At 63.9% G+C, this 22,869-nt stretch carries 19 protein-coding genes and 1 pseudogene; 18 read left to right on the top strand and 2 right to left on the bottom strand.

Annotation, left to right across the window (positions count from 1 at the left end; genetic code table 11):
- The first annotated feature begins 63 nt into the window (after positions 1 to 63).
- From ACDH77_RS05420 to ACDH77_RS05450, 7 genes are all read left to right on the top strand, one after another.
- Positions 64 to 969 carry a DnaJ C-terminal domain-containing protein gene (locus ACDH77_RS05420; protein ID WP_014089562.1) on the top strand — a complete coding sequence of 302 codons (906 nt, stop codon included), beginning with the start codon at positions 64 to 66 and terminating at the stop codon, positions 967 to 969.
- Between the two features lie 497 nt (positions 970 to 1,466).
- On the top strand, positions 1,467 to 1,853 hold the full coding sequence (gene pilH / locus ACDH77_RS05425; protein WP_008578169.1) for a twitching motility response regulator PilH: 387 nt from the start codon (positions 1,467 to 1,469) through the stop codon (positions 1,851 to 1,853).
- Positions 1,854 to 2,539: 686 nt separating this feature from the next.
- Entirely contained in the window at positions 2,540 to 3,667 is a 1,128-nt protein-coding gene (gene hflK / locus ACDH77_RS05430) for an FtsH protease activity modulator HflK (protein ID WP_011346658.1), read from the top strand.
- Positions 3,667 to 4,530 carry a protease modulator HflC gene (hflC, locus tag ACDH77_RS05435; RefSeq protein WP_008578171.1) on the top strand — a complete coding sequence of 288 codons (864 nt, stop codon included), beginning with the start codon at positions 3,667 to 3,669 and terminating at the stop codon, positions 4,528 to 4,530. The genes hflK and hflC overlap by 1 nt, the downstream gene beginning before the upstream one ends.
- 250 nt (positions 4,531 to 4,780) lie before the next feature.
- Positions 4,781 to 5,245 carry an REP-associated tyrosine transposase gene (locus ACDH77_RS05440; RefSeq protein ID WP_011346659.1) on the top strand — a complete coding sequence of 155 codons (465 nt, stop codon included), beginning with the start codon at positions 4,781 to 4,783 and terminating at the stop codon, positions 5,243 to 5,245.
- Positions 5,246 to 5,780: 535 nt separating this feature from the next.
- The gene (locus tag ACDH77_RS05445) at positions 5,781 to 7,073 is read left to right on the top strand and encodes an adenylosuccinate synthase (protein WP_005913957.1); all 1,293 of its coding nucleotides are present in this window, start codon (positions 5,781 to 5,783) and stop codon (positions 7,071 to 7,073) included.
- Between the two features lie 375 nt (positions 7,074 to 7,448).
- Positions 7,449 to 10,121, top strand: coding sequence for a M1 family metallopeptidase (locus tag ACDH77_RS05450; RefSeq protein WP_031421471.1), 2,673 nt, complete (start codon positions 7,449 to 7,451; stop codon positions 10,119 to 10,121).
- 256 nt (positions 10,122 to 10,377) lie between these two features.
- Here ACDH77_RS05450 and ACDH77_RS05455 read toward each other — a convergent pair whose 3' ends face one another.
- Together ACDH77_RS05455 and bdcA are read right to left on the bottom strand one after the other, a co-directional pair.
- The gene (locus tag ACDH77_RS05455) at positions 10,378 to 10,590 is read right to left on the bottom strand and encodes a hypothetical protein (protein ID WP_080721064.1); all 213 of its coding nucleotides are present in this window, start codon (positions 10,588 to 10,590) and stop codon (positions 10,378 to 10,380) included.
- Positions 10,591 to 10,840: 250 nt separating this feature from the next.
- Entirely contained in the window at positions 10,841 to 11,554 is a 714-nt protein-coding gene (bdcA, locus tag ACDH77_RS05460) for an SDR family oxidoreductase (protein WP_014089566.1), read from the bottom strand.
- Positions 11,555 to 11,625: 71 nt separating this feature from the next.
- On the opposite strand from bdcA, the gene ACDH77_RS05465 reads away from it, so the two are divergent.
- From ACDH77_RS05465 to ACDH77_RS05515, 11 genes and pseudogenes are all read left to right on the top strand, one after another.
- Positions 11,626 to 12,216 (top strand): TetR/AcrR family transcriptional regulator, encoded by a 591-nt coding sequence (locus tag ACDH77_RS05465; protein WP_031421476.1) that lies wholly within the window; start codon positions 11,626 to 11,628, stop codon positions 12,214 to 12,216.
- Positions 12,217 to 12,724: 508 nt separating this feature from the next.
- A complete protein-coding gene (locus ACDH77_RS05470; RefSeq protein ID WP_230201278.1) occupies positions 12,725 to 13,642 on the top strand; it encodes a hypothetical protein in 918 nt (305 codons plus the stop codon).
- Positions 13,643 to 14,106: 464 nt separating this feature from the next.
- Positions 14,107 to 14,727 carry a hypothetical protein gene (locus ACDH77_RS05475; protein WP_228729048.1) on the top strand — a complete coding sequence of 207 codons (621 nt, stop codon included), beginning with the start codon at positions 14,107 to 14,109 and terminating at the stop codon, positions 14,725 to 14,727.
- Positions 14,728 to 14,747: 20 nt separating this feature from the next.
- Positions 14,748 to 15,326 (top strand): XVIPCD domain-containing protein, encoded by a 579-nt coding sequence (locus tag ACDH77_RS05480; protein WP_326687068.1) that lies wholly within the window; start codon positions 14,748 to 14,750, stop codon positions 15,324 to 15,326.
- A 127-nt stretch (positions 15,327 to 15,453) separates the two neighbouring features.
- Positions 15,454 to 15,600, top strand: a pseudogene (locus ACDH77_RS05485) (MarR family transcriptional regulator); the annotation flags it as partial.
- Between the two features lie 144 nt (positions 15,601 to 15,744).
- Entirely contained in the window at positions 15,745 to 16,008 is a 264-nt protein-coding gene (locus ACDH77_RS05490) for a YlcI/YnfO family protein (RefSeq protein WP_031421482.1), read from the top strand.
- Between the two features lie 6 nt (positions 16,009 to 16,014).
- A complete protein-coding gene (locus ACDH77_RS05495; protein ID WP_011346670.1) occupies positions 16,015 to 16,323 on the top strand; it encodes a type II toxin-antitoxin system RelE/ParE family toxin in 309 nt (102 codons plus the stop codon).
- A 40-nt stretch (positions 16,324 to 16,363) separates the two neighbouring features.
- Entirely contained in the window at positions 16,364 to 17,254 is an 891-nt protein-coding gene (locus ACDH77_RS05500) for a restriction endonuclease (protein ID WP_031421485.1), read from the top strand.
- A 138-nt stretch (positions 17,255 to 17,392) separates the two neighbouring features.
- The gene (locus ACDH77_RS05505) at positions 17,393 to 19,900 is read left to right on the top strand and encodes an N-6 DNA methylase (protein WP_372371853.1); all 2,508 of its coding nucleotides are present in this window, start codon (positions 17,393 to 17,395) and stop codon (positions 19,898 to 19,900) included.
- On the top strand, positions 19,893 to 21,182 hold the full coding sequence (locus ACDH77_RS05510) for a restriction endonuclease subunit S (RefSeq protein WP_031421489.1): 1,290 nt from the start codon (positions 19,893 to 19,895) through the stop codon (positions 21,180 to 21,182). Before ACDH77_RS05505 ends, ACDH77_RS05510 begins: the two co-directional genes overlap by 8 nt.
- Positions 21,179 to 22,840, top strand: a complete 1,662-nt coding sequence (locus tag ACDH77_RS05515; RefSeq protein WP_031421491.1) for an ATP-binding protein — start codon at positions 21,179 to 21,181, stop codon at positions 22,838 to 22,840. Before ACDH77_RS05510 ends, ACDH77_RS05515 begins: the two co-directional genes overlap by 4 nt.
- The last annotated feature ends 29 nt before the right edge of the window (positions 22,841 to 22,869 follow it).

Below are 22,869 nucleotides of genomic sequence, written 5' to 3' on the forward strand. Positions count from 1 at the left end.
CTGGCCGTTCGAACTGGCTCGTGGCCTCGGCTGCGGGCCGTTTTTTTTTCCAGAGGTGATTAGATGGAATTCAAGGATTACTACGCAACGCTCGGCGTGGAGCCCAGTGCAGGCGATGCGGAAATCAAGACCGCCTACCGCCGGCTCGCGCGCAAATATCACCCCGACGTCAGCAAGGAAGCCGGCGCCGAAGACAAGTTCAAGGCGATCAACGAAGCCTACGAAGCGCTGCGCGACCCGGCCAAGCGCAAGGCCTACGACCAGTTGAAGGCGCAGGGATTCCGGCCGGGCGACGAGTTCCAGGCCCCGCCCAATTACGGTGGCGGGCAGGGCTTCGATTTCGAAGAGGTGTTCGGCAACGGCGGCGCCGGTGGCGGCTTCAGCGATTTCTTCGAAAGCCTGTTCGCCGGCCAGCGCGGTGGCCGTCCGCGCGGCCCGGGCGCCGGGCCCGGTGCAGGTGCAGGTGCCGGCCCGCAGGCGCGCGGCGACACCCGCGCCAAGCTTGCGGTGCCGCTGGAAGCGGTGCATTCGGGCGACAGCGTGCGCATCACCATCAATGGCAAGCAACTGGACGTGCGCGTGCCCAAGGGCGTGCAGCCCGGCCAGGTGATCCGCCTGAGCGGGCAGGGCAACGGCGGCGGCAACCTGTTGCTGGAGATCGAATACGCGGCGCATCCGCATTTCGAAGTGGACGGGCGCAACATCCTGTACACCTTGCAGGTCATGCCCTGGCAGGCGGCGCTGGGCACCACCATCAGCGTGCCCACCTTGGGCGGCTCGGTCGAATTGAAGGTGCCGGCCGACTCCGATGCCGGGCGCAAGCTGCGCCTGCGCGGCCGCGGCCTGCCGGGCACCACCCCGGGCGACCAGATCGTGGAACTGGAAATCCTCGCCCCGGCCCCGACCGACGACGCGCAGAAGAAGGCATACCGCAATCTGGCCAAGGCATTCGGCGAGACCGTGGGCTGAGCCGGTCGACGCGGGCTAGATCAGCTGCGCGCACGAGGGATGAGGAAGGCTAGGGTCGCCCAGCGATGCGGCCGTTGATGTCGCCCGACAGCGTCGAGTCTTGGCCGCACCCTCAGCCGGCCCCGGAGAGGCGAGCCAGCCCCTCTCCCTTGGGCGAGCGGGGCGGGGCGGGGATTCGGTTGCCCCGCAACGTGATCATCAACTCGATCTGCCCCGGCGCATCGGGATCCCGCCCCATCCAGCGCCACGCGCCCCTTTCCCTGCCCCCGAAAGGGGAGTAGGCGGGGCAGCGAATCAACGCGGTGGCTCGGTAAGCCCTGTATTGAATCCAGCCTGGGCTGTTGGACGTAATGGCTCCAGCGGCTCGCAAAAACAGCGCGTCGCTCCATCACCTCTGGCCTCGCTCGCAAACCTCGAACCAGCACACAACTCACCTGGCCCAGCTATCGAAAGCGCGGCCGGCGCACTACACTCGCCGCGCACACTAGGGGAAACACATGGCACGTATTTTGATCGTCGACGACTCGCCGTCGCAGCTGCTGGGGATTCAGCGCATCGTCGAGAAGCTGGGCCACGAAACCATCACCGCCACCGATGGGGCCGCCGGCGTGGAAGCGGCCAAGGAATCGCTGCCGGATCTGGTGCTGATGGACGTGGTGATGCCCAACCTCAACGGGTTCCAGGCCACGCGCACGCTCAAGCGCGAGCCCACCACCCAGCATATTCCGGTCATCCTGGTCACCACCAAGGATCAGGACACCGACCGCATGTGGGGCATGCGCCAGGGGGCCCGCGCCTACATCACCAAGCCGTTCTCCGAAGACGAACTGCTGGAAGTGATGGAGCGCGTGTTCAACCAGAAAGACGAGCCGCCGAAAGCGTAAGTGCACCGGCCAGCCGTGATCGCAGTCGGATTTCGGCAATGCAGAGGTGGGAGTAGCGGGAGACGGGCCAACCCTCTGCTGCGCGCTGGGGAGCCGGTGAGGGTCGGCAGCCCGGCGATGCGCAACTCGACCTCGTCGTGCACCATCGCTTGGCAACTGGACCCCTCAGCCTGCGCCGAGCTCCATCTTTTGCCAACGGGCCAGGGGAGATCAGTTGGGGTGAGGCGGTGCAGCCGTCATTGCCTGGGACAAGGTGTGGTTGAAAGAATGGGTGCCAAGGACGCAATCGCCGCTTGGCCCGCACGCGTGCGACGTCCCTCCCATCACCATCCGTGCCCGGATCCCTGCCAGCAGGCATGCGCCCGGTAAATGGTCTTCAGCCGCCCAAGACCAATCAGGTACCCGGCTGCATCCAATGGACGCGCACGCAGCGCTCGGCAGGCGCACCCGGTGCCCGGCGCCGCCACGTGCAACCTTGTCTCCAGGTCTTCAGCGCAAAGGCCCCTGCCGGTCGGCCGCTGCGTGTGTCCCCAGTCAGCCCGATCCGCCCCGCCGGCTAAACCAACAATGCATCGCACCGGGCCTTTCAAAACGGTGGGTCTGCCCCATCTAGTAGAATCGGCGAATCAAACAACATGGCGGCACTGCGGGACTGGCCCGCACAGCCCCTCGATCATGGAGCGTGCATGGCCTGGAACACACCCGGCAACAAGGGCGGAGACGGCCCGGATCCCAACCGTCGCAGGTCCTGGGGCCCGCGCGGTGGTGGCAACGGTGGCGGTTGGGGCAATCTGCCCGCTCCGTTGAAGGAGCTGTTCGATGGCGGCGTGGGGCGCTGGATCCTGGTCGCGGTGGTGCTGATGGTGCTGTTCTCCAGCTTCCAGCTCATCGGCGAGCAGCAGCGTGGCGTGGTGCTGCGCTTCGGCCAGTTCTCGCGCATCCTGCAGCCCGGCCCGAACTTCAAGCTGCCCTGGCCGATCGAGTCGGTGCGCAAGGTCAATGCCACCGAGATCAAGACCTTCAGCAACCAGGTGCCTGTGCTGACGCGCGACGAGAACATCGTCAACGTCTCGCTCAACGTGCAGTACCAGATCAGCGACCCGCGCAAATACCTGTTCGGTTCGCGCAACGCCGATCTGGTGCTGGAGCAGGCCGCGCAAAGTGCCGTGCGCGAGCAGGTGGGGCGTTCGGACCTCAATACCGTGCTCAACAATCGCGGCCCGCTGGCGATCGCGTCCAAGGACCGTCTGCAGGCGGCGCTGGATGCCTATAACACCGGCCTGGCCGTCACCGGCGTGACCCTGCCCGACGCCCGTCCGCCGGAAGAAGTGAAGCCGGCCTTCGATGAGGTCAACGGTGCCCAACAGGTGCGCGAGCGCCTGATCAACGAAGCCCAGGCGTATGCCGCCAAGGTGGTGCCGGAAGCGCGCGGCCAGGGTGCGCGCACCCGTACCGGCGCCGAGGGCTACAAGCAGGCCACCATTTCCAAGGCCGAGGGCGACGCCGATCGTTTCACGCTGTTGCAGGCGCAGTACGCCGGCGCGCCGGAAGTCACCCGCAAGCGTCTGTGGCTGGAAACCGTGCAGAAGGTGCTGTCGGAGAACCGCAAGGTCATCGGTAGCGATGGCCGCCAGGTCATCTACGTGCCGCTACCGGCCGACGCCAGCAAGCCGGCCACGACCGGTGGCAATGCCGGCATGCCGTCGATGGTGCCCCAGGACGTGCTGTTGAATCCGCCGCAAAGCGCCAGTAGCGAGGCCATCCGCAACCCGGAGCGCGGCCCGCGCCCGACCGGCCGTGAGGGAACCGAATAATGAAGAATTCGCTAGTCATCGGCCTGATCATCGCCGTCTTGCTGACCCTGATGGGCTCGGTATTCGTCGTGCGCGAAGACCAGACCGCCATGGTGCTCAACCTGGGCCGCGTCGTGCGTGCCGACCTCAAGCCCGGCCTGCACTTCAAGATTCCGGTGGTGGAATCGGTGCGCGTGTTCGACCGCCGCTTTCAGGTACTGGACACCGCGCCGGCGCGTTACTTCACTGCCGAGCAGAAAGACGTGAGCGTGGACTTCTTCGCCATCGGCTACATCTCCGATGTGCGGGCGTTCTATCGTGCGACCGGTGGCGAGGAATCGGTGGCCAACTCGCGCCTGGCCCCGATCATCACCGATTCGCTGCGCAACCAGATCAACTCGCGCACCCTGCAACAGCTGGTTTCCGGCGACCGCAGCGAACTGATCGCCAACCAGCTCAAGGGCATCAATGGCGCCATCAAGGGCTTAGGCATGCAGATCACCGACCTGCGCATCAAGCAGATCGACCTGCCGACCGACAGCCAGGTGATCACCGACGTCTACGAGCGCATGCGCGCCCAGCGCAAGCAGGAAGCCAGCAAGCTGCGCGCCGAAGGCGAAGAGCAGGCCCTGACCATCCGCGCGCAAGCCGATCGCGAGTCCACCGTGATCGTGGCCGACGCCGAGCGCGACGCGCAGAAGCTGCGTGGTGAAGGCGATGCCGAAGCGGCCCGCATCTACGGCCAGGCCGGTTCCAAGGACCCGTCGTTCTATGCGTTCTACCGCAGCCTGGAGGCTTACCGCAGCTCCATGGCAGACGGCAACGGCGTGGTGGTGCTGGACAAGAACGACCCGTTCCTGCAGTACCTCAAGAGCGACCGTTGATCGCTCTGTCTTGAAACATCGCTCTGCCTTGAACCAAGAACGCCCGCGTCATGCGGGCGTTCTTGTATGTGCCTGTCACCGCAGGGCAGACAGACGCGCGCGCCCCATCGTAGGAGCGCACCTGGGCGCGACGGGCCTCACCGGTCGACCCCGCTGACGGCCTCTGACAGTCAGTCGCCACATGGATTCCTAGCGCAGAACACGGCAACCGCCGATATCCCGCGTGGTCCAAGGCCATCAGCATTGCGGTATGGCCAATATCGACTCTCCCGGGCATCGCGCGCTGCGCCGCGGTAGGCAGTCTTCGCCCAACAGCGCTTACCTGCTGACTACCGCGACATGGCAGCGTCGCGCCGTGTTCGCAGATTTTCTGATTGCGGCAACCGCCTGTCGAGCATTCACCAAAGCGACGCCTTGCGATGCCAGGCTGCTGGCCTGGGTGTTGATGCCTGATCATGTCCATTGGTTGTTGCAACTTGGGAGCGACACCGCATTGAGCGACGCGGTTTCACGCATGAAAGCTTGCTCAGCCCGCGCAGTGAATGCGCAGCGTCAGTCTCGTGCACCGGTCTGGAGCCGCAGCTATCACGACCATGCATTGCGCACGGACGATGATCTGCCCGCTGCGGCGCGCTACATCATTGCCAATCCGCGACGGGCCGGGCTGGTGACGCGGGCCGGGGACTATCCGTTCTGGGACGCAGTCTGGCTGTGAGACACATCTGCCGTAGGAGCGCACCTGGGCGCGATGGCTTCACCGGTAATGCCTGTCGCGCCCGGGTGCGCTCCTACGGGGTGGTTTTATCGGGGTGGTGGTTAGGGCTGCCCGTCGTGGATCGGGCGATGGCCGCTTTGGGCGGTCTGCAGGTTTGCCAAGGCTCGCTACGTTGCCGTCCCTACGACCCAATCGGGATTGTCGCTACGGTGACCCGGCAGGCTAGGGGCCTTAGGGACCCTGGTGGCCGGCAGCGCTCGGAGCACCACGCAACCGACTGCCAGCCGCAATCTGACCCGCCCCCCGATCCGCCGTCCGCCAGGGGTAGTGCAGGCCAGCGGAAACCCGGATAATGCACAAAAGCCGGCCGGGCACGCTCCAACCAGAGCACTCGGTTCGGCTTTTTCCGTGTCAGGGCTATCGCGCCACTGCAACGCTCCCCGATGGAGCCGCGCGCAGGGTGTCGCGGCCAGCCCTGCAGCGGTCCCATCCCGCGGCCCCGATGGCCGCAGCAAAACTTAGGAGTTCACCCGTCATGGGTCAGTCAGTTGTCGTGCTCGGTGCCCAGTGGGGCGATGAAGGCAAAGGCAAGATCGTCGATCTGCTCACCGAGGAAATCGGTGCGGTGGTCCGCTTCCAGGGCGGCCACAACGCCGGCCACACGCTTGTCATCAACGGCAAGAAGACCGTCTTGCATCTGATTCCGTCCGGCATCCTGCGCGACGACGCGCTGTGCCTGATCGGCAATGGCGTGGTGATCTCCCCGGCTGCCTTGATCAAGGAAATCAGCGAGCTGGAAGACGCCGGCGTGGAAGTGCGTTCGCGCCTGAAGATCTCTCCGGCTGCGCCGTTGATCATGCCCTACCACATCGCCCTGGATCAGGCGCGCGAGAAGGCGGCCGGCGGCAAGGCCATCGGGACCACCGGTCGCGGTATCGGCCCGGCGTACGAAGACAAGGTGGCGCGTCGCGGCATCCGCATCGCCGACCTGCATTACCCGCCGCAGCTGGAAGAACTGCTGCGCACCGCGCTGGATTACCACAACTTCGTGCTTACCAAGTACCTGGGCGTGGAAGCGGTCGATTTCCAGAAGACCTACGACGAGGCGCTGGCCTTCGGCGAGTACGTGCAGCCGATGAAGTCGGACGTGGCCGGCATCCTGCACGACCTGCGCAAGCAGGGTAAGCGCGTGCTGTTCGAGGGCGCGCAGGGTGCGTTGCTGGACATCGACCACGGCACCTATCCGTACGTCACCAGCTCCAACACCACCGTGGGCGGCGCACTGGCCGGTACCGGCGTTGGCGCCGATGCGATCGACTACGTACTCGGCATTGCCAAGGCGTATGCCACGCGCGTCGGCGGCGGCCCGTTCCCGACCGAACTGGACGACGAAGTGGGCCAGGGCATCCGCGACCGCGGTGCCGAATACGGCGCCTCCACCGGTCGCCCGCGTCGCTGCGGCTGGATGGATATCGTGGCGCTCAAGCGTGCAGTGGCCATCAACGGCATTTCCGGCCTGTGCATCACCAAGCTCGACGTGCTCGACGGCATGGAGAAGCTGAAGATCTGCATCGCCTATGAATATCACGGCAAGCGCACCGAGTACGCGCCGCTGGACGCGCAGGGCTGGGAAGAGTGCACCCCTGTGTACCTGGAGTTCCCGGGCTGGAGCGAGAACACCCACGGCATCACCGTGTGGGATGACCTGCCGCCGGCCGCCCGCGCCTACCTGCGCGCGCTGGAGGAACTGGCCGGCTGCCCCATCTCGATCGTTTCCACCGGCCCGGACCGCGACCACACCATGGTGCTGCAGGACCCGTTCGCCTGATCGGCTGATGCGTGATTGAACCGACGAAAGCCCTGCGAAAGCGGGGCTTTTGTTTGCGCAATGCCATTGCGTTGCCTGGCCACGCGCCCGGCACCTGTCTGACGGCCGCTGGTGAGGTGTTGCTGGCCGCCCCCGCCTGATCGATGCGGGGCGGGTTCAGCATGGCCGTGTAGCATGCTCGCGCCAGCCGGGATTGCCTTGCCCTGGTTTGATGCGTGCGTGCCTTGTCGTTGCCGTGGCTTCTCTTTGACGTGTGTGCCTTCGCCTCTGTCAGGCAGGCGCATGACTTTCGGCCGTGTGTGGTCTTGCGGGCCGGCGCCATGATGCTGGCCGCTGTACGACTTCGTTTACTTCATTACTCTTTTTAGGAATGTCATGCGCCAGATCCTGGTGACTGCTATTGCGCTGGCGCTGGCCAGCACCTGCGCCGTTGCGCCGGCTCACGCTGCTGTGGCTGCACCGGAGGTGGTCAGCGCATCGGCCGCGCAGGTCACCAGCCAGTTGCCGCGCACGGCCAAGCCCACCCACTACGCGGTGGAGATCACCCCGCATGCCGACAAGATGACCTTCGACGGCAAGGTGGCCATCGACATCGTGGTGCTACAAGCCACCGACCGCATCGTGTTGCAGGCGGCCAACCTCAGCTTCGCGCGCAGTACGTTGGCGCAGCGCAAGGGGGGCAAGTCGCAGACGGCCAAGGTCAGCACCGATGAGCAGGCGCAGACCGCCACCTTCGCCTTCGACAAACCGCTGGCACCGGGCAACTACGTGTTGTCCATCGACTACAGCGGTGTGATCAATACCCAGGCCAACGGCCTGTTCGCACTGGATTACGCCACCCCGCAAGGCCAGCGCCGCGCGTTGTTCACCCAGTTCGAAAACTCCGATGCGCGCCGCTTCATCCCCTCGTGGGACGAGCCTGATTTCAAGGCCACCTTCGACCTGGCAGTCAATGCGCCGGCCGCGCAGATGGCGGTGAGCAACATGCCGGTTGCCTCGTCCAGCAATGCTGCTGGCGGCATGAAGCGCGTGGCGTTCCAGACCACGCCCAAGATGTCCACGTACCTGTTGTTCCTGAGTGTCGGCGACTTCGAGCGGGCGACGCGCAAGGCCGACAACGGCACCGAGATCGGCGTGATCGCGCAGAAGGGCAAGGTGGACCAGGCGCAGTTCGCACTGGATTCCGGGCGCGACGTGCTGCATGAATACAACGCCTATTTCGGCATTCCATATCCGTTGCCGAAGCTGGACAACATCGCCGCACCCGGGCAAAGCCAGTTCTTCAGCGCGATGGAAAACTGGGGGGCGATCTTCACCTTCGAGTACTCGCTGCTGCTGGACCCGGCCACGTCCAACATCAACGACAAGCAGGACGTTTTCACCGTTGCCGCGCACGAGATCGCGCACCAGTGGTTCGGCAACCTGGTGACCATGGCGTGGTGGGACGACCTGTGGCTCAACGAAGGGTTCGCCAACTGGATGGAGGCGCGCACCACGCACAAGCTGCACCCGGAGTGGGATATCGACAACACCGGCGCAGCCTTCAAAAGCCGGGCGGCGATGCAGCGCGATGCGTATGTCACCACCCATCCGGTGGTGCAGCACGTCGCCACGGTGGAGCAGGCCAGCCAGGCATTCGACCAGATCACCTACGACAAGGGCGAAGCGGTGATCGCCATGCTCGAAGACTATGTGGGCGCGGACAATTGGCGCAGCGGCGTGCGCAGCTATCTCAAGCAGCACCAGTACGGCAACGCCATCACCGATGCGCTGTGGCAGCAGATCGATGCAGTGGCACCGGGCAAGCAGTTCACCCAGGTGGCGCACGACTTCACGTTGCAGCCGGGTGTGCCGTTGATCCAGGTCAGCGCCAGCTGCACGGCCGGCACCACGACCGTGCAGCTGAAACAAGGCGAATACACTGTCGACCGACCCGACAAACAGCCATTGCGCTGGCATGTGCCCGTCACGGTGCGCGGCGCCAGAGGCACGCCGGTGCGCGTATTGGTGGATGGCAGCGCGCAGGTGCAGCTACCCGGCTGCGATGCGCCTGTCGTGGTCAATGCCGGGCAGAAGGGCTACTTCCGCACGCTGTATGCACCGGCGCAATTCACCGCGCTCACCAAGGGGTTCGACGCCTTGCCGGTGGTCGATCAGTTGGGTGTGCTGATGGATACCGCTGCGCTGGCACCGGTGGGGCTGCAGCCCGAAGCGGACCTGCTTGAGCTCACCGCCAAGGTGCCGGTCGGTGGCTCGCCGGATCTGTGGAAAGTGGTGTCCGAAACGTATTCCAACATCGATCGCCTGTTCGCGGGCGACCTCAAGGCGCAGGCCAGCTGGCGGCGCTTCGCGCGTGCGCGGCTTGCTCCCGAGTTCGCCACGCTCGGCTGGGACGAGCGCAAGGACGACAGTGCACAGACCAAGCAGCTGCGTGCCAGCCTGCTCAACAGCCTGAGCGCGCTGGACGATGCACAGGTGATTGCCGAAGCGCAGCGTCGTTTCGCTGCGTTCCAGGCCGACCCGGGCACGCTGTCGCCGGAACTGCGTAGCACGGTGCTGCGTATCGTCGCCCGCCACGCCGACTCCGCCACCTGGGACGCATTGCATGCCATGGCGAAGAAGGAAACTTCCTCGATGCTGCGCGACCAGTCGTATGCGTTGCTCGCCTACGCCAAGGACCCGGGGCTGGCGCAGCGCGCCCTTGAACTTGCACTCACCGACGAACCCGGCGCCACCACTGGCGCCAGCATGATCGGCGATGTCGCCAGCGAGCACCCGGAGCTGGCATTCGACTTCGCACTGGCCCATCGCACCCAGGTGGACACGTTGATCGACTCCACCTCGCGCGCCCGCTACTACCCGCACCTGGCTGCAGGCTCGAACAAGCTGGAGACCATCGACAAGATCAAGGCGTATGCCGACACCTACCTGGCCCCCACCTCACGCCGCGATGCCGAAACCGCCATCAGCACCATCCAGACGCGGGTGACGTTGCGCGAGCGGCGCGTGCCGCAGATTGCGGCCTGGTTGAAAAAGCGCAAAGCCTGACGCGTTGCATGGAGCAACAAAAAGCCCGGTTTTTCCGGGCTTTTTGTTTGGTGCAGGGGCCGCCAGTGCAGGTGAAGCGCATTGGCCAGCAACAGTAGCGAAGGGATCCGGCGGCTGGGTGCCTGAAAAATGCACGCGCGCGTGGTGACTACCGATTTCGGTGTCTAGCGATTCCGCGCGGTGCGGCGTGCTGCATCTTTGTGAGCTGTTTCTGGCTCCGGCGCGCTGGCCGACCGGCTGCGGTTGGCTGCGTGCATCACGTCATGCGCATCGACATATTCTCGCGAACCGGATTGTCCATGTCTTGCTGCTGGCTCTGCGTCAGCGCCTGCTGCCGCTGCACGCTGGCGGTTTCCAGTTGTTGCAGCGACTGCTCAACCGGTGTGCGCACCGCCACATCGGTGGACATGGCAGCACGCAAGTGGGCAGGGTTAAGCACCGACCGGATGACATCATGCGCATTGGTCAATCCATTGCTGGGTTCGTCGCGAACGATAGGCAATGCAGGGTCAACAGGGTATGCAAGCTCAAGCCAGCGATTGCATGTGCAATACGGCGCAAGACATGCGAAGACGATCCATCACGGCCAACAGCATCATGCATGTGGATCACGATGCTGGCGATGCAGCAGCTCGCCCTGCACGTCGACGGAGGGCGCTTGCCGCCATCCGTTGCGTTACATGTCGAGCTGCAGTGGCATCAATCCAAGCGACGACGCGTCACGCCCCGAACGCACCATCGATGGTATGCATCGCGCCGGTTACAAAGCTCGCTTCCGGGCCCGCCAGCCAGGCCACCATGCCGGCCACTTCCTCGGCGCGACCGTGGCGCTTGATCGCCATGAAGCTGTGCATCAGGTCTTTCATCGGCCCGTTTTCCGGATTGGCGTCGGTATCGATCGGGCCCGGTTGCACCACGTTGATGGTGATGCCGCGCGGCCCGAAATCGCGCGCCAGGCCGCGCGCCAGCCCTTGCAGCGCGGATTTGCTCAGCGCGTAAGAGGCCATGCCGGGCAGCGGCATGCGGTCGCCGTTGACCGAGCCGATCACGATGATCCGCCCGCCAGGTGGCATCTGCCGCGCGGCCTCCACGGCGGCGTGGTAGGGCGCGTGCACGTTGATGCGGAACAGCCGGTCCACCGCGTCCGGATCCTGGTCCAGCGCATCGCCGAACAAGGCGATGCCGGAGTTGACTACCAGCACATCCAGCGGCCCACTGCGTCGCACCGTGTCGATGACCGCATCGCGATCGGCGCTGTCGGCCAGCACCGCGGTGCTGCCGGTTTCGCCGGCCAGGCGCTGCGCCGCCTCGGCGGAGCCGGCGTAGGTAAACGCCACTCGCGCGCCGTCGGCCACGAAGCGCCGCACGATGGCGGCCCCAATTCCCCGGCTGCCGCCGAGCACCAACACGGACTTGTCCTTGAACGCTGACATGCACCCACCTCGCTATTAATGTAGCGGGTAATACATAATAGATCTCGTCTGCCGTCAAGGGTTTTGTAACAATGACTACAGAAATCTCTCGGTCGCGCGGCCGGCCGCGGGCGTTCGACCCGGATCAAGCGATCGCCACCGCGCAGCAGCTGTTCCATGCGCGTGGCTACGACGCACTGAGCGTGGCCGACCTCACCGCGGCGCTGGGCATCAACCCGCCCAGTTTCTACGCCGCCTTCGGCAGCAAGGCCGGCCTGTATGCGCGCATCCTCGACCGCTACGCGCAGACCGGTGCCATCCCGCTGCCGCAGATTCTGGACGCCAACCGTCCGCTGGCCGACGCCCTGGCCGACCTACTGGAGCAGGCCGCCCGCTGCTACGCCGCAGACCCCGCCGCCACCGGCTGCCTGGTGCTGGAAGGCACGCGCAGCAACGACCCGCAGGCACGCGAGGCGGCCTGCGGGTTCCATGTCGCTGCCCAAGAGTTGATCCGCTCCCACATCGCCAAGCAGTGCCCGCACGAGGCAGACCGGCTGGCGGATTTCGTCAGCACCACCATGGCCGGCCTGTCGGCCAGCGCCCGGCATGGGCAGAGCCTGGAGCGTCTGCTGGCGAGTGCGCGGTTGGCGGGGGAGGGGGTTCGGGTGGCGCTGCGCGGCTAGGCAGGGCGCGGGTAGGCAAGGTGCGAGCGGGCAGAGGGCTTTCGATGGCGTGCGCGCACCTGGTCGCTAATCGAGGTGCGCTTGCCGCTACCCAGTACGGTCAATGGGCAGGTGGTACGAGATGGTCGTGACCGGCCGTCGCTCAGGCGAAGTCGTTGTCGGATGATCGGTGCGGTAAATCAAGAATGGACGGGGCAGCGCCTATGGGTCATCCATGCTCTAGGCTGGCTTTAACACAGGCCACTTCAACCTCCTTGTGCAATGCTGGCGATCACATGGAGCCGCACGCAGCGTGTTGGTTGAACGTTCCGAACCATCCGAATTGCTGCTCACCCCCGGACAGTCGCGCTGAGTCCATGCCAGATGGCGTCTTTGCGGGATGCAGCGTCTATTTCGGTCCCGAAATGAGAGTGTCGCTGAACCGTTTTCGTCTGCGATCAATCACTTGACCGAGCCTGCTCATACGGCCACAGTCCGTGGCGTTCGCCCTCTTCGTTCAAGGATGCCCGTGAAGAAGCTGACGCATTGCATCGTGGCGACCGCGCTGGCGCCCATCATGACGCTTGGGTGTGCACGGCTTTCGATGGAACAGGCAGCCGCAAAACCCTCAAGCGGTGCACACGAAGCATCGTCCTTTCCTCAGTCGCCTGCTGCCACGCCTTCACCTTGGGTGTCCTTCAAACTGGAACGGCAGATGGGCGCCGTCTGCGTGGACCGTACGCAATCACAGGGCTCCTCACCTGCGCCTTTGCTAAGGGACGGGTTTTGCAAAGGCCCGGCACCTGCGCATATGGCGGCTGCATTGCTTGCCCTGCCTGCAGATGCGGTCGATGCCTCGCCGCAAGCGCGCGAAGCGCGCCTGCGCGATGCCGTATACGTGGCCGCGCCCGGATTGGGACGGCGCGCGGATTTCACGGTGGTTGCGGGTGAACTGACGATCCGTTCGTTTGAAAGTGCAGATCCCGACAAAACGGTGTACCTGGTCTGGCCGGTGAAATGTGGCGCGGGCGAGGCAGGCCTTGCGTGCCAGTCAGGCAAAGGGCGAAAGGCGTATCGCGTCACCAAGGACGGTATCGCACGCGATGTCAGTGCAACGGTGTTTCCGCCAGCGCCTAGCCTGACTGCAGAAGATGTTGCCCGGCAAAACGACCACGGCGGCTCGGAGCTTTTTCTGTTCGATGACAAGCTGCCCTTGGCGCCGACAATGCGATGGTTGATGGAATTCGACCCTGACCAGCCGCTGGCCACCGATGACCCGAAGCGCGTCGGGTCTTACGCCCATTTTAGTTTTCTTCGGTGGACAGGCGAACGCTTCGAGCTGGTAGAACGAGTCGCTAGAGCGCAGTGGCCGTGTCGCCAGCAGCGCACAGGCGAACCGGCATGTGCGGATTATCCAGATGGTGAGGACCGTTTCGTTTCCAGTTAATACAGCATGGCAACCGATTGCCAAGCGATGACGTGCGGCCTAAGGTGAACGGCTTGCGCACGGGTCGCAGCAGGCCTGAACAGTGGCCCGTGGGGCGGAGCAGTACTGATGCAGTCTGATAAAAAATCAGGCCGATCGTGAGCTAGGCCATCCAGACGGAGCAGAGCATGCATCATCGCCAATTAAACGGACTGGTCGTGGGTGCCGTGCTTAGCGTCGTAGCTGGATGCGCCCAAGACAGCGCCCGCTCGGCAACACGCTCCCCTGCGACCTCACCCGCCACCGAGAATGTCTATCCCGCAGTGCCCTCGTTCTCTCCAAAGCCTTGGAAGCGCTTCGCGCTGGAGCAAGGCATGGGGGCAGCCTGTTCAACCCGGTCGCAGCGAACCTCCTCTGGCCGCAGCGTCCTGTTGCCCGCTGACGAATGCATTGGCCCTGCGCCGCGTCCCCTGGCTGAGTTCATCTTGTCGCTTCCATCCGCTGATCTGGGCGTTGCCACCGAAGCACGCGGCGAGGCCTTGAAGCATGCCGCGTATGTTGCGTCTCCGGGTTTGGGCACGCGCGCCGATTTCATGTTGGCCGCAGATGCATTCTGGGTGCGCTCGTTCGAGTCGCGCGATTCACGTCATACCGTCTACCTGGTCGGCGGGGTGAGGTGCACCGAACGGGCATTGGACTGCAAGAACTCAAGAGGCGTGCGGGCATTTCGGTATGAAGAGAAAGGCCAGCTGGTGGATGTGAGTGGAGAGGTGTTGCCCCCTGCGCCCGCATTGTCCGAAGACGAGGTCCGGCACTATCAGGCCTATGCGGAGCCGATTCCCTTCCTGGATGTATCGCGCCTGTGGCAAGTTCCCGTGTTGCGCTGGGTCATCGAGTCAGATCCGGATGCCCCGCTTGCCGATGACCCGCGCTATTACAACGACTGGGCATATCTGCACTTTGGATTTCTGGTCTGGACCGGACAACGCTTTGAGTTGATGGACAAGGTTGATCGCGCGCGATGGCCATGCAGACCTGTCGCCGAGGGAAGGGCTGCTTGTTCGGATCCACTGGACAACAGGGGCGATCGTTTTGTCACTCCTTAATCGATGCAGGGAGAGCGCAGATGGCTCGGGTCATAGAGGTCAGTACCAAAGAGCGCGCAGACGAGGTGGTTGCGCTGTTCAATACAAACCGTCCTGCAGATGCGGTGGCATTGCTGGAACGGCATCGGCAGGGGCAGCCAGAGGCCGTGCAAGAAAGCATGGATCGCTATGTCAGCACCCAGGCCGAGCACAGCATCGCCGCCAGTGCAGCACGCGCGCAGGTGCCAAGTCACGCCCCTGGTCGGCCAATTGATGGGCAGCATGGGAAGGCGCCGCGATGCACACAGCGAGCGGATGAGCGCCAGCCTGGCCATTTGGCCAAGGAGCAAAGGCTTGCGTGGATCCATCACGTGCTACTGAGCAACCGGACGCCGCGTGCAGCGGCCGGTGCCACCGTTTTCGTGGTGCAGGGCGAACCCAGCAACCCGGCCGATCTGCGTGCCAGCATGCCCACTGACGTGGCCGTCAGTACGCCGGTGGAGCAATCGCTGGCAAAGCTGCAAGAGCTTGATGCGCGTACGTTGGCGCAAGTGCACAGTCAGGCGCAGGAGAGAGGGGTACTACAGGAAGAGGCTGTCAAGCCGCAAAGCATTGGGTGAGAGCTTTTGGCTTTTGCTTTTGACCTGTAGAGCACCGCTCCAGGCATCGTGTAGCTGAGATTTCCTGCACAAACACGTCGTTCGCCTCATTCCATATTCCGGAATATGGAATGAGGCAGACTCGGCTGTGGCATTGAAGCCCAAAGATCTCGTGGTGCCACACAGGCAGGTCGCCCAGGCGGGCCGGGCCTCGACTTGCGCATCCCTTGGAGAAGTGCTGTGTATGAGCGCTTCTCAGGTGCGTCGTAGCGTCAAGCGCGCGGTGGCATCTGGCACGTGCAAGCGTTGAGTTTCAGCGTTCACGGTCCATCGCGTCAGCGTAGCTACGACACCGTCGGCTTAGGTCTGCAAAGAAAACCTTGAAGCACCGGCGCTCGCTTGCGATGATGCATCGCAATTGCAACGCACTGGGCCTGCCATGAAATCCGCATCTCTTCCATCGCTCCGGGTAGACCCGGCGCTGCGCGAAGCGGCCGAAGCCGTGTTGCAGGAGGGCGAGACGCTGTCCAGCTTTGTCGAGCACTCCGTCCGCGCCCAGGTGCAGCAGCGCCAGCAGCAGGAAGCCTTCATCGCACGCGGGCTGGCCTCGCGTGACAGCGCCAAGGCATCCAACCAGTACATCGACGCGAAGGATGTGCTGGCCGGGCTGCAGTCCCAACTGGACCAGGCGCGCAAGGGCTAAGCCAGCGTGGGATTCTCTGTCCGCTTCACTCAGGAAGCGCGCGACGATTTCGCGCGCCTTTACGACTGGCCGCTACAGCGTGCCGAAGGCGACTTCACCCTGGCCAAGCGCGCGCTGCAGGCCGTCGGCGACGGCGTCACCGTGCTTGAACTGGCCCCTTTGAGCTGCCGCAAGGCGGGGTTGGCGGACCCGTTCTTGCGGGAGCTGGTGATCGGCTTCGGTGCAAGCGGTTATGTGCTGCTGTTTGAGGTTGAAAGCGATCAGGTCGTCACCGTTTTGGCAGTCAGGCATCGGCGTGAAGACGACTATCATTAAGCACGGCGTTAGCGCCAACGTCGCGCCACAGAGGAAGTAGATGGCCAATATCAGCAGGCGCCGCACGGGGGAACTGACCCGTGCGCTGTTCCATATCCTCAAGGCCCAACCGGAAGGCATGCGCGCCGCAGACGCGCTGGGCGCACTGGAAAAGCAGGTCGTGCTCACCGAGTACGAAGCGGGCGACTACGAAACCGGCGGCCGTCGCTTCGAGAAGATCGTGCGCTTCAGCACTGTGGCGCCGGTCAAGGCCGGCTGGCTGGTCAAGGACAAAGGCATCTGGACCCTCACGCCAGAGGGTGAAGCAGCGTTGCACGCCTACCCGGATCCGGAGCAATTCATCCGTGCGGTTGGGCAGCTGTACAAGAAATGGAAGAGTGCCCAGCCCGTTGCCGACGAGGTCGACGATCCCGAAGGCGAACTTACCGAGGAATCGGCCAGCATCACGCTGGAAGAAGCCGAAGAAATGGCATGGGCCGAGATCGAGGCTTATCTCGCCGCGATGCCGCCGTATGACTTCCAGGAACTAGTAGCGTCGCTACTGCGTGCGATGGGGTATCACGTTGCCTGGGTCGCACCGCCGGGCAAGGACGGTGGCACCGACATCATCGCCTACAACGACCCGCTTGGCACCCGCCCGCCGCGCATCAAGGTGCAGGTCAAGCGCAATGCCAACTCGCCGCGGATCGATGTGACGGGCCTGCGCAGCTTTATGGCGGTTCTGGGAGAGGGCGATGTCGGTCTGTACGTCGCGCTGTCTGGCTTCACCAAGGATGCCGATTTTGAGGCGCGGCAGTCGCATCGGCGCGTTAGCTTGATCGATTCGCGGAAGTTGGTTGAGCTATGGACTACGCATTACGCACAGCTCAGTGACACTGCCCGCACGCAGCTGCCATTGAAGCCGGTTTGGTTCCTTGCTTCAGAAAGCTGACAAAAGCCCTGCGAAGAAAGCTGGTGGTCTCAGTGAGCTGTCTGTAAAAAATCCATCATCTGGCGCCGTCGATCCGCGTTGAGAGGCGAAACTGATGCCAATCTTTCACTCGAATTTAAGCATTACTTAAAGAGACGTTTGATTCATGCCCTTGACCCTCCCCAGCTGGAACGCCATCTGTTCAAGGCCGCCGACATCCTGCGCGGTAAGATGGATGCGTCCGAATTCAAGGAATACATCTTCGGGATGTTGTTCCTCAAGCGTTGCTCCGATGTGTTCGAGCAGCGCCGCGAGCAGGTCATCGCCGAGCGCAAGCGCGCTGGCGAAAGCGATGCGCAAGCCAAGGCGTCTGCCGAAAATCCGCGCTGGTACAAGGTCGAGGGTGCGTTTTGGGTTCCGCGGATCTCGCGCTACCAGACGCTGGTCAACGATGCCCACCAGAACGTGGGCGACGCGCTGAACAAGGCGCTGTCCGGGATCGAAGACACCAACAACAGCCTGGAAGGCGTGCTGGAGCACATCGACTTCACCCGCAAGGTTGGCCAGAGCAAGCTCCCCGACATCAAGCTGCGCCAGCTGATCACCCACTTCGCTCTGCATCGCCTGCGCAACGAGGATTTCGAGTTTCCCGACCTGCTGGGTGCGGCCTATGAATACCTGATCGGCGAATTCGCCGACTCCGCCGGCAAGAAAGGCGGCGAGTTCTACACGCCCCGCTCGGTGGTTCGGATGATGGTGCAGCTGCTCAAGCCCGAGCAGCATCACGACATCTATGATCCCTGCAGCGGATCGGGCGGTATGTTGATCCTGTCCAAGGACTACATTGACGAACATGGCGGCGACGGCCGCAAGGCCAATCTGTTCGGGCAGGAGTTCAATGGCACGGTCTGGTCGATCTCCCAAATGAACATGCTGCTGCATGGCATCAGCACCGCCGATCTGCGCAACGAGGATACGCTGGCCGAGCCGCAGCATGTCGCCGGTGGCGAGCTGCAGCGCTTCGACCGCGTGCTGACCAACCCACCGTTCTCGATCAACTGGGGCACCGCCGACAAGAACGCCGATGGCACGCCGGCCTGGGCACCGAAGTTCCCCGAACGCTTCCGCTACGGCCAGGTGCCGCTGGGCGCGAAGAAGGCCGACCTGATGTTCCTGCAGCACATGGTGGCCGTGACCCGCGATGGCGGCATGATCGCCACGGTCATGCCGCATGGCGTGCTGTTTCGCGGTGGTGATGAGGCACGCATCCGCGCCGGGCTGATTGCCGACGACCTGCTGGAAGCGGTGATCGGCGTGGCGCCCAATCTGTTCTACGGCACCGGCATCCCCGCCTGCATCCTGGTGCTGCGTCAACAGGTGCAGCATGGTGGCAACCGCGTCAGCGGCAAGCCGGTGCAGCGCCAGGGCAAGGTGCTCTTCATCAATGCCGACCGAGAGTATTTCGAGGGGCGTGCGCAGAATTACCTGTTGCCCGAGCACATCGAGAAGATCGTCACCACGTTCGACGAATTCCGGGCCATCGACGGCTTTTCCGCCATCGTCGATAACGCCACGCTGCTGGAGAACGGCTGCAACCTCAACATCCGCCGGTATGCCGACAACGCCCCGGCACCGGAACCGCACGACGTGCGCGCGCATCTGGTTGGCGGCGTGCCGAAAGCCGAGGTGCAGGCCAAGGCCGCGCTGTTCGCTGCGCATGGCCTCGACCCGCAGGAGCTATTCGTCGTGCGTGACGCGGCGTATTTCGATTTTGCGCCGATGCTGACCGCCCGCGCCGAGCTCAAGCCCGCCGTCGAAGGCAATCCCGGCCTGCAAGCGAAGGAGGCGGCGCTGCGCGACGTGTTCGAGGCATGGTGGCAGGCCCACGGCACCCGCATCACCGCGCTGGCCGGGCGCCAGAACGATGCCGCTGCGCTGGTCGCGCTACGCCACGAATTGTTGGCCAGCTTCAGCGACGCGCTGGAAGCCGTTGGCCTGCTCGATCCGTTCCAGGTGCGCGGCATCATCGCCGGCTTCTGGGTACAGAGCCGCTACGAATTCCAGACCCTGATGGCGCGCGGCGCCCGCGGCGTCATCGACGCCTGGCGCACCAGCATCGTCACCGCGCTGGAGGACAAGGCCAGCAAGGACAACCCGCTGGACCACAAGCTGGTGCGTTTCCTGATGGCCGAGTTCGTCGAAGCCATCGCCGAACTGGAGGCGAAGAAGGCCGAGCTGGACAGCCAGATCAAGGCGGCCGACCCCAAAGCATCGAAAGACGCCGATGGCGAGGACGGCGATACCGAACCGGCCGATGCGGACGAGAACGAAGATACCTTCGATGAGGCACAGCTCAAGGCCTGGAAGAAAGACCTGGCTGCAGTCAAGAAGCAGCTCAAGGTCCAGAAGGACAGCTTCACGAATGAGCTCGACCGCAAGGTCGATGCGTTGGACGACGCGGCAGCCGCAGCGCTGCTGCTGACCATCCTGCACGACGACATGCGCGCCATTGTCGAGCGCTATGTCGCCGCGCAGCGCAAGGATGTCGTGGCCGCGTTCGAGACGTGGTGGGACAAGTACCGGGTGACGCTGGCGGATATCGAAGGCAAGCGCGATGAGGCGGCGCGAGCGTTGCAAGGGTTCTTGAAGGGGTTGGGGTATGTCTGAGGTCCGTCTTGGTCCGGGAACATTGCCGATTCATCCAGAGGACCTACCGGAGGGTTGGCAGGCGCTGCAACTGAAGAGCTTTTGTGATTTCATCCAAGGCGGACGCAAAGGGCTGACAAAGCAGAACTATCTAAGCAGCGGATTTCCTGCGTTCAGCGCAGCGGGGCAGGACGGGTTTGTTGACGTCCCGGAGTTCCATGACACCGACGCAGTTATTCTTTCAGCTATCGGCGCCAACTGCGGACGCTGCTTCTTGGCAAGTGGGGACTGGACAACGCTCGCCAATGTGCAAGCAGTGGTGCCGAGCGCCGAGCAGGCGAGCGCCAGATTCTTGCATTACAGAGTTAATCGCGATGACTACTGGCCTCGGTCCGGCTCCGCACAGCCTTTCATCAAGCCTAGCGATATGAAGTTGTGCTGGCTCGCGTTGCCTCCGCTGCCTCAGCAAGAAGTTATTGGGAGTGTCCTGAAGGTCCTCGACACCGCCATCCACGAAACCGAGGCACTGATCGTCAAGCTCAAGGCCGTCAAGCAGGGCCTGCTGCACGACCTGCTGACGCGGGGCATCGACGCCAATGGCGAACTACGCCTGCCGCAGTCTGAGGCGCCTCATCTCTACAAGTCATCGTTGCTGGGTTGGATTCCTACTGATTGGGAGACTCCGTGCTTCTCTGCTCTGCAATTCCAGCCATTGCTCGGTGTGGGTGTTCGCGGTGCGAGCGAAGATGCCGCGAATTACGGTCTACTGAAGATGGGTAATCTCCGGGAAAATAACGAAATCGATCTCCGTTCAGTGGAACTGGTTGCGGCATCGCGTGTCCTACACGCTGATAAGCTTCTGCTCTCTGAGGGAGATCTACTATTCAATACACGTAACACCCCAGAGCTGGTCGGGAAGACCTGTTCTTGGCGCGACGTAGAGGCTGAGCACGTCTTCGATAATAATATTCTTAGGGCGAGGATACCCAGCCATATCGGGAGCGGTCATTTTTTTGCCCACTATCTGGGAAGTGAAGTAGGCCGTCGGCGTGTTCGTCGACTAGCTACTGGTACTACGTCTGTAGCGGCGATTTACTGGAAGGATCTCAAGGGTCTGAGGGTGCCCGCGCCGTCTACCCAAGAGCAGAACGCCATCCACAGGATCATCGATGAGCATGACAAATCCCGGGCTTTCACTGAGAGGAATATGATCGCTCTACATGAAGCCAAGTTAGGTCTTATGCACGACCTCCTCACCGGTCGCGTCCGCGTCACCCCGCTGCTGGATGCCGCCACCGCATGACCCACACCCTGCCACCTGCCGAATCGCTGACGGTCGAGTTCAAGAGCGACCGCAGGAAGCTGTCCGACACCGAGCTGGCCGAGGCTGTGGTGTGTCTGGCCAACGCGGACGGTGGCGAGCTGTGGCTGGGCGTGGAAGACGATGGCAGGCCGACCGGCTTGCATGCCGATCACCGGCAGTTGGTCGGCTTGCCCGGCCTGATCGCGGCGCGCACCTCGCCCGCTATCGCGGTGCAGGTGGAGGCGGTGGAGATTGACGGTGTGCCCGTGGCACGGATCGTGGTACCCAAGGCCGCCTCGGTGGTGGCTACCGCCGCTGGCGTCTACCTGCGTCGCCGCCTTAAACACGATGGCACGCCCGAATGCGTGCCGATGCTGCCGCATGAGCGCGACAGCCGTCTCGGTCAGCTCGGCCTGGTCGATGCGTCGGCGCAGCCGGTGGCCGGCGCGCAGTTGTCCGATTTCGATCCGCTGGAGCGCGAGCGCCTGCGCCAAGCCGTGCAGCAGTACGGCGGCGACCGCGTGCTACTGGAGCTGGACGACGAGGCGCTGGACGGCGCGCTGGGCTTCACGACGCGCCAATCCGACGGCCTCCGCGTGCCGACGCTGTGTGGCCTGTTGGTGATCGGTCGGGTCGAAGCGCTGCGTCAGCATGTGGCCACGCATGAGTTTGCGTTCCAGGTGCTGGCCGAGCAGGCGGTACGCTTCAATGAGTTCCGGCGCGTGCCGCTGCTGCAGGCCATCGAGTGGCTGGAAACCAACTTCCGCCCGTACAACCCGGAGGAAGAACTGCAGGTCGGCCTTTTCCGCGTGCCGGTGCCCAAGGTCGATATGGGGGCCTACCGCGAGGCGGTGGCCAATGCGCTGATCCACCGCGATTACCACCGCATGGGCGCGGTGCACGTGCGGCTGGAGAACGACGCGCTGGTGGTCAGCAACCCCGGCGGCCTGGTCGACGGGGTGACGCTGGATAACCTGCTGACCACCGAGCCGCGCCCACGCAACCGGGCATTGGCCGATGCGATGAAGCGCATCGGGGTGGTGGAACGCTCGGGGCGCGGGGTCGATACGATCTATCGCGGCCTGCTGCGCTTCGGCCGCTCGGCGCCGGACTACACGCGCACCGACAGCCACAGCGTGGTGGTGCGGCTGGATACCGGCGCGGCGGATCTCGACTTCGGCCGCATGGTGGTGGAGCAGGAGCGGCGCAGCCATGGCGAGTTGCCGATCGATAGCCTGATCGCACTGGCCGCGTTGCGCGAGCTCAAGCGCGTGACCGCCGACGAGTTGGCGGCGCGCATCCAGCGAGACCCGGCCAGCGCCAAGCGCACGCTGGAGGCGCTGACCGAGGCCGGCCTGATCGAAGCGCACGGGCAGACCCGTGGGCGCAGCTACACCTTGTCGGCGGCCGTGTATCAGCGCCAGGGCGAGAAGGCCGCCTATACCCGGCAAGCCGGCTTCACCAGCCTGCAGAACGAGCAGTTGGTGCTGAACTACGTGCAGCAGCACGGGCAGATCCGCCGTGCCGAGGTGATGGAGCTGTGTCGATTGGGTGCCTTGCAGGCCAAGGCGCTGTTGTGGCGGCTGAAAGAGCAAGGGCGGCTGTCCCAACATGGGACACGCCGGGTGGCCTACTACACCCTTGAACCTGACGACTGAAAGGGTGTCGCCAGGAGAACGGGGTTCTT

Origin of the sequence: Xanthomonas axonopodis pv. maculifoliigardeniae (genome assembly GCF_041519315.1) — a bacterium.
Lineage (GTDB): Bacteria > Pseudomonadota > Gammaproteobacteria > Xanthomonadales > Xanthomonadaceae > Xanthomonas > Xanthomonas euvesicatoria.

Coding starts and splice junctions, on each gene's coding strand:
- ACDH77_RS05420 (WP_014089562.1), top strand. CDS start 64: ATGGAATTCAAGGATTACTACGCAACGCTCGGCGTGGAGCCCAGTGCA.
- pilH (WP_008578169.1), top strand. CDS start 1,467: ATGGCACGTATTTTGATCGTCGACGACTCGCCGTCGCAGCTGCTGGGG.
- hflK (WP_011346658.1), top strand. CDS start 2,540: ATGGCCTGGAACACACCCGGCAACAAGGGCGGAGACGGCCCGGATCCC.
- hflC (WP_008578171.1), top strand. CDS start 3,667: ATGAAGAATTCGCTAGTCATCGGCCTGATCATCGCCGTCTTGCTGACC.
- ACDH77_RS05440 (WP_011346659.1), top strand. CDS start 4,781: ATGGCCAATATCGACTCTCCCGGGCATCGCGCGCTGCGCCGCGGTAGG.
- ACDH77_RS05445 (WP_005913957.1), top strand. CDS start 5,781: ATGGGTCAGTCAGTTGTCGTGCTCGGTGCCCAGTGGGGCGATGAAGGC.
- ACDH77_RS05450 (WP_031421471.1), top strand. CDS start 7,449: ATGCGCCAGATCCTGGTGACTGCTATTGCGCTGGCGCTGGCCAGCACC.
- bdcA (WP_014089566.1), bottom strand. CDS start 11,554: ATGTCAGCGTTCAAGGACAAGTCCGTGTTGGTGCTCGGCGGCAGCCGG.
- ACDH77_RS05465 (WP_031421476.1), top strand. CDS start 11,626: ATGACTACAGAAATCTCTCGGTCGCGCGGCCGGCCGCGGGCGTTCGAC.
- ACDH77_RS05480 (WP_326687068.1), top strand. CDS start 14,748: ATGGCTCGGGTCATAGAGGTCAGTACCAAAGAGCGCGCAGACGAGGTG.
- ACDH77_RS05490 (WP_031421482.1), top strand. CDS start 15,745: ATGAAATCCGCATCTCTTCCATCGCTCCGGGTAGACCCGGCGCTGCGC.
- ACDH77_RS05500 (WP_031421485.1), top strand. CDS start 16,364: ATGGCCAATATCAGCAGGCGCCGCACGGGGGAACTGACCCGTGCGCTG.
- ACDH77_RS05510 (WP_031421489.1), top strand. CDS start 19,893: ATGTCTGAGGTCCGTCTTGGTCCGGGAACATTGCCGATTCATCCAGAG.
- ACDH77_RS05515 (WP_031421491.1), top strand. CDS start 21,179: ATGACCCACACCCTGCCACCTGCCGAATCGCTGACGGTCGAGTTCAAG.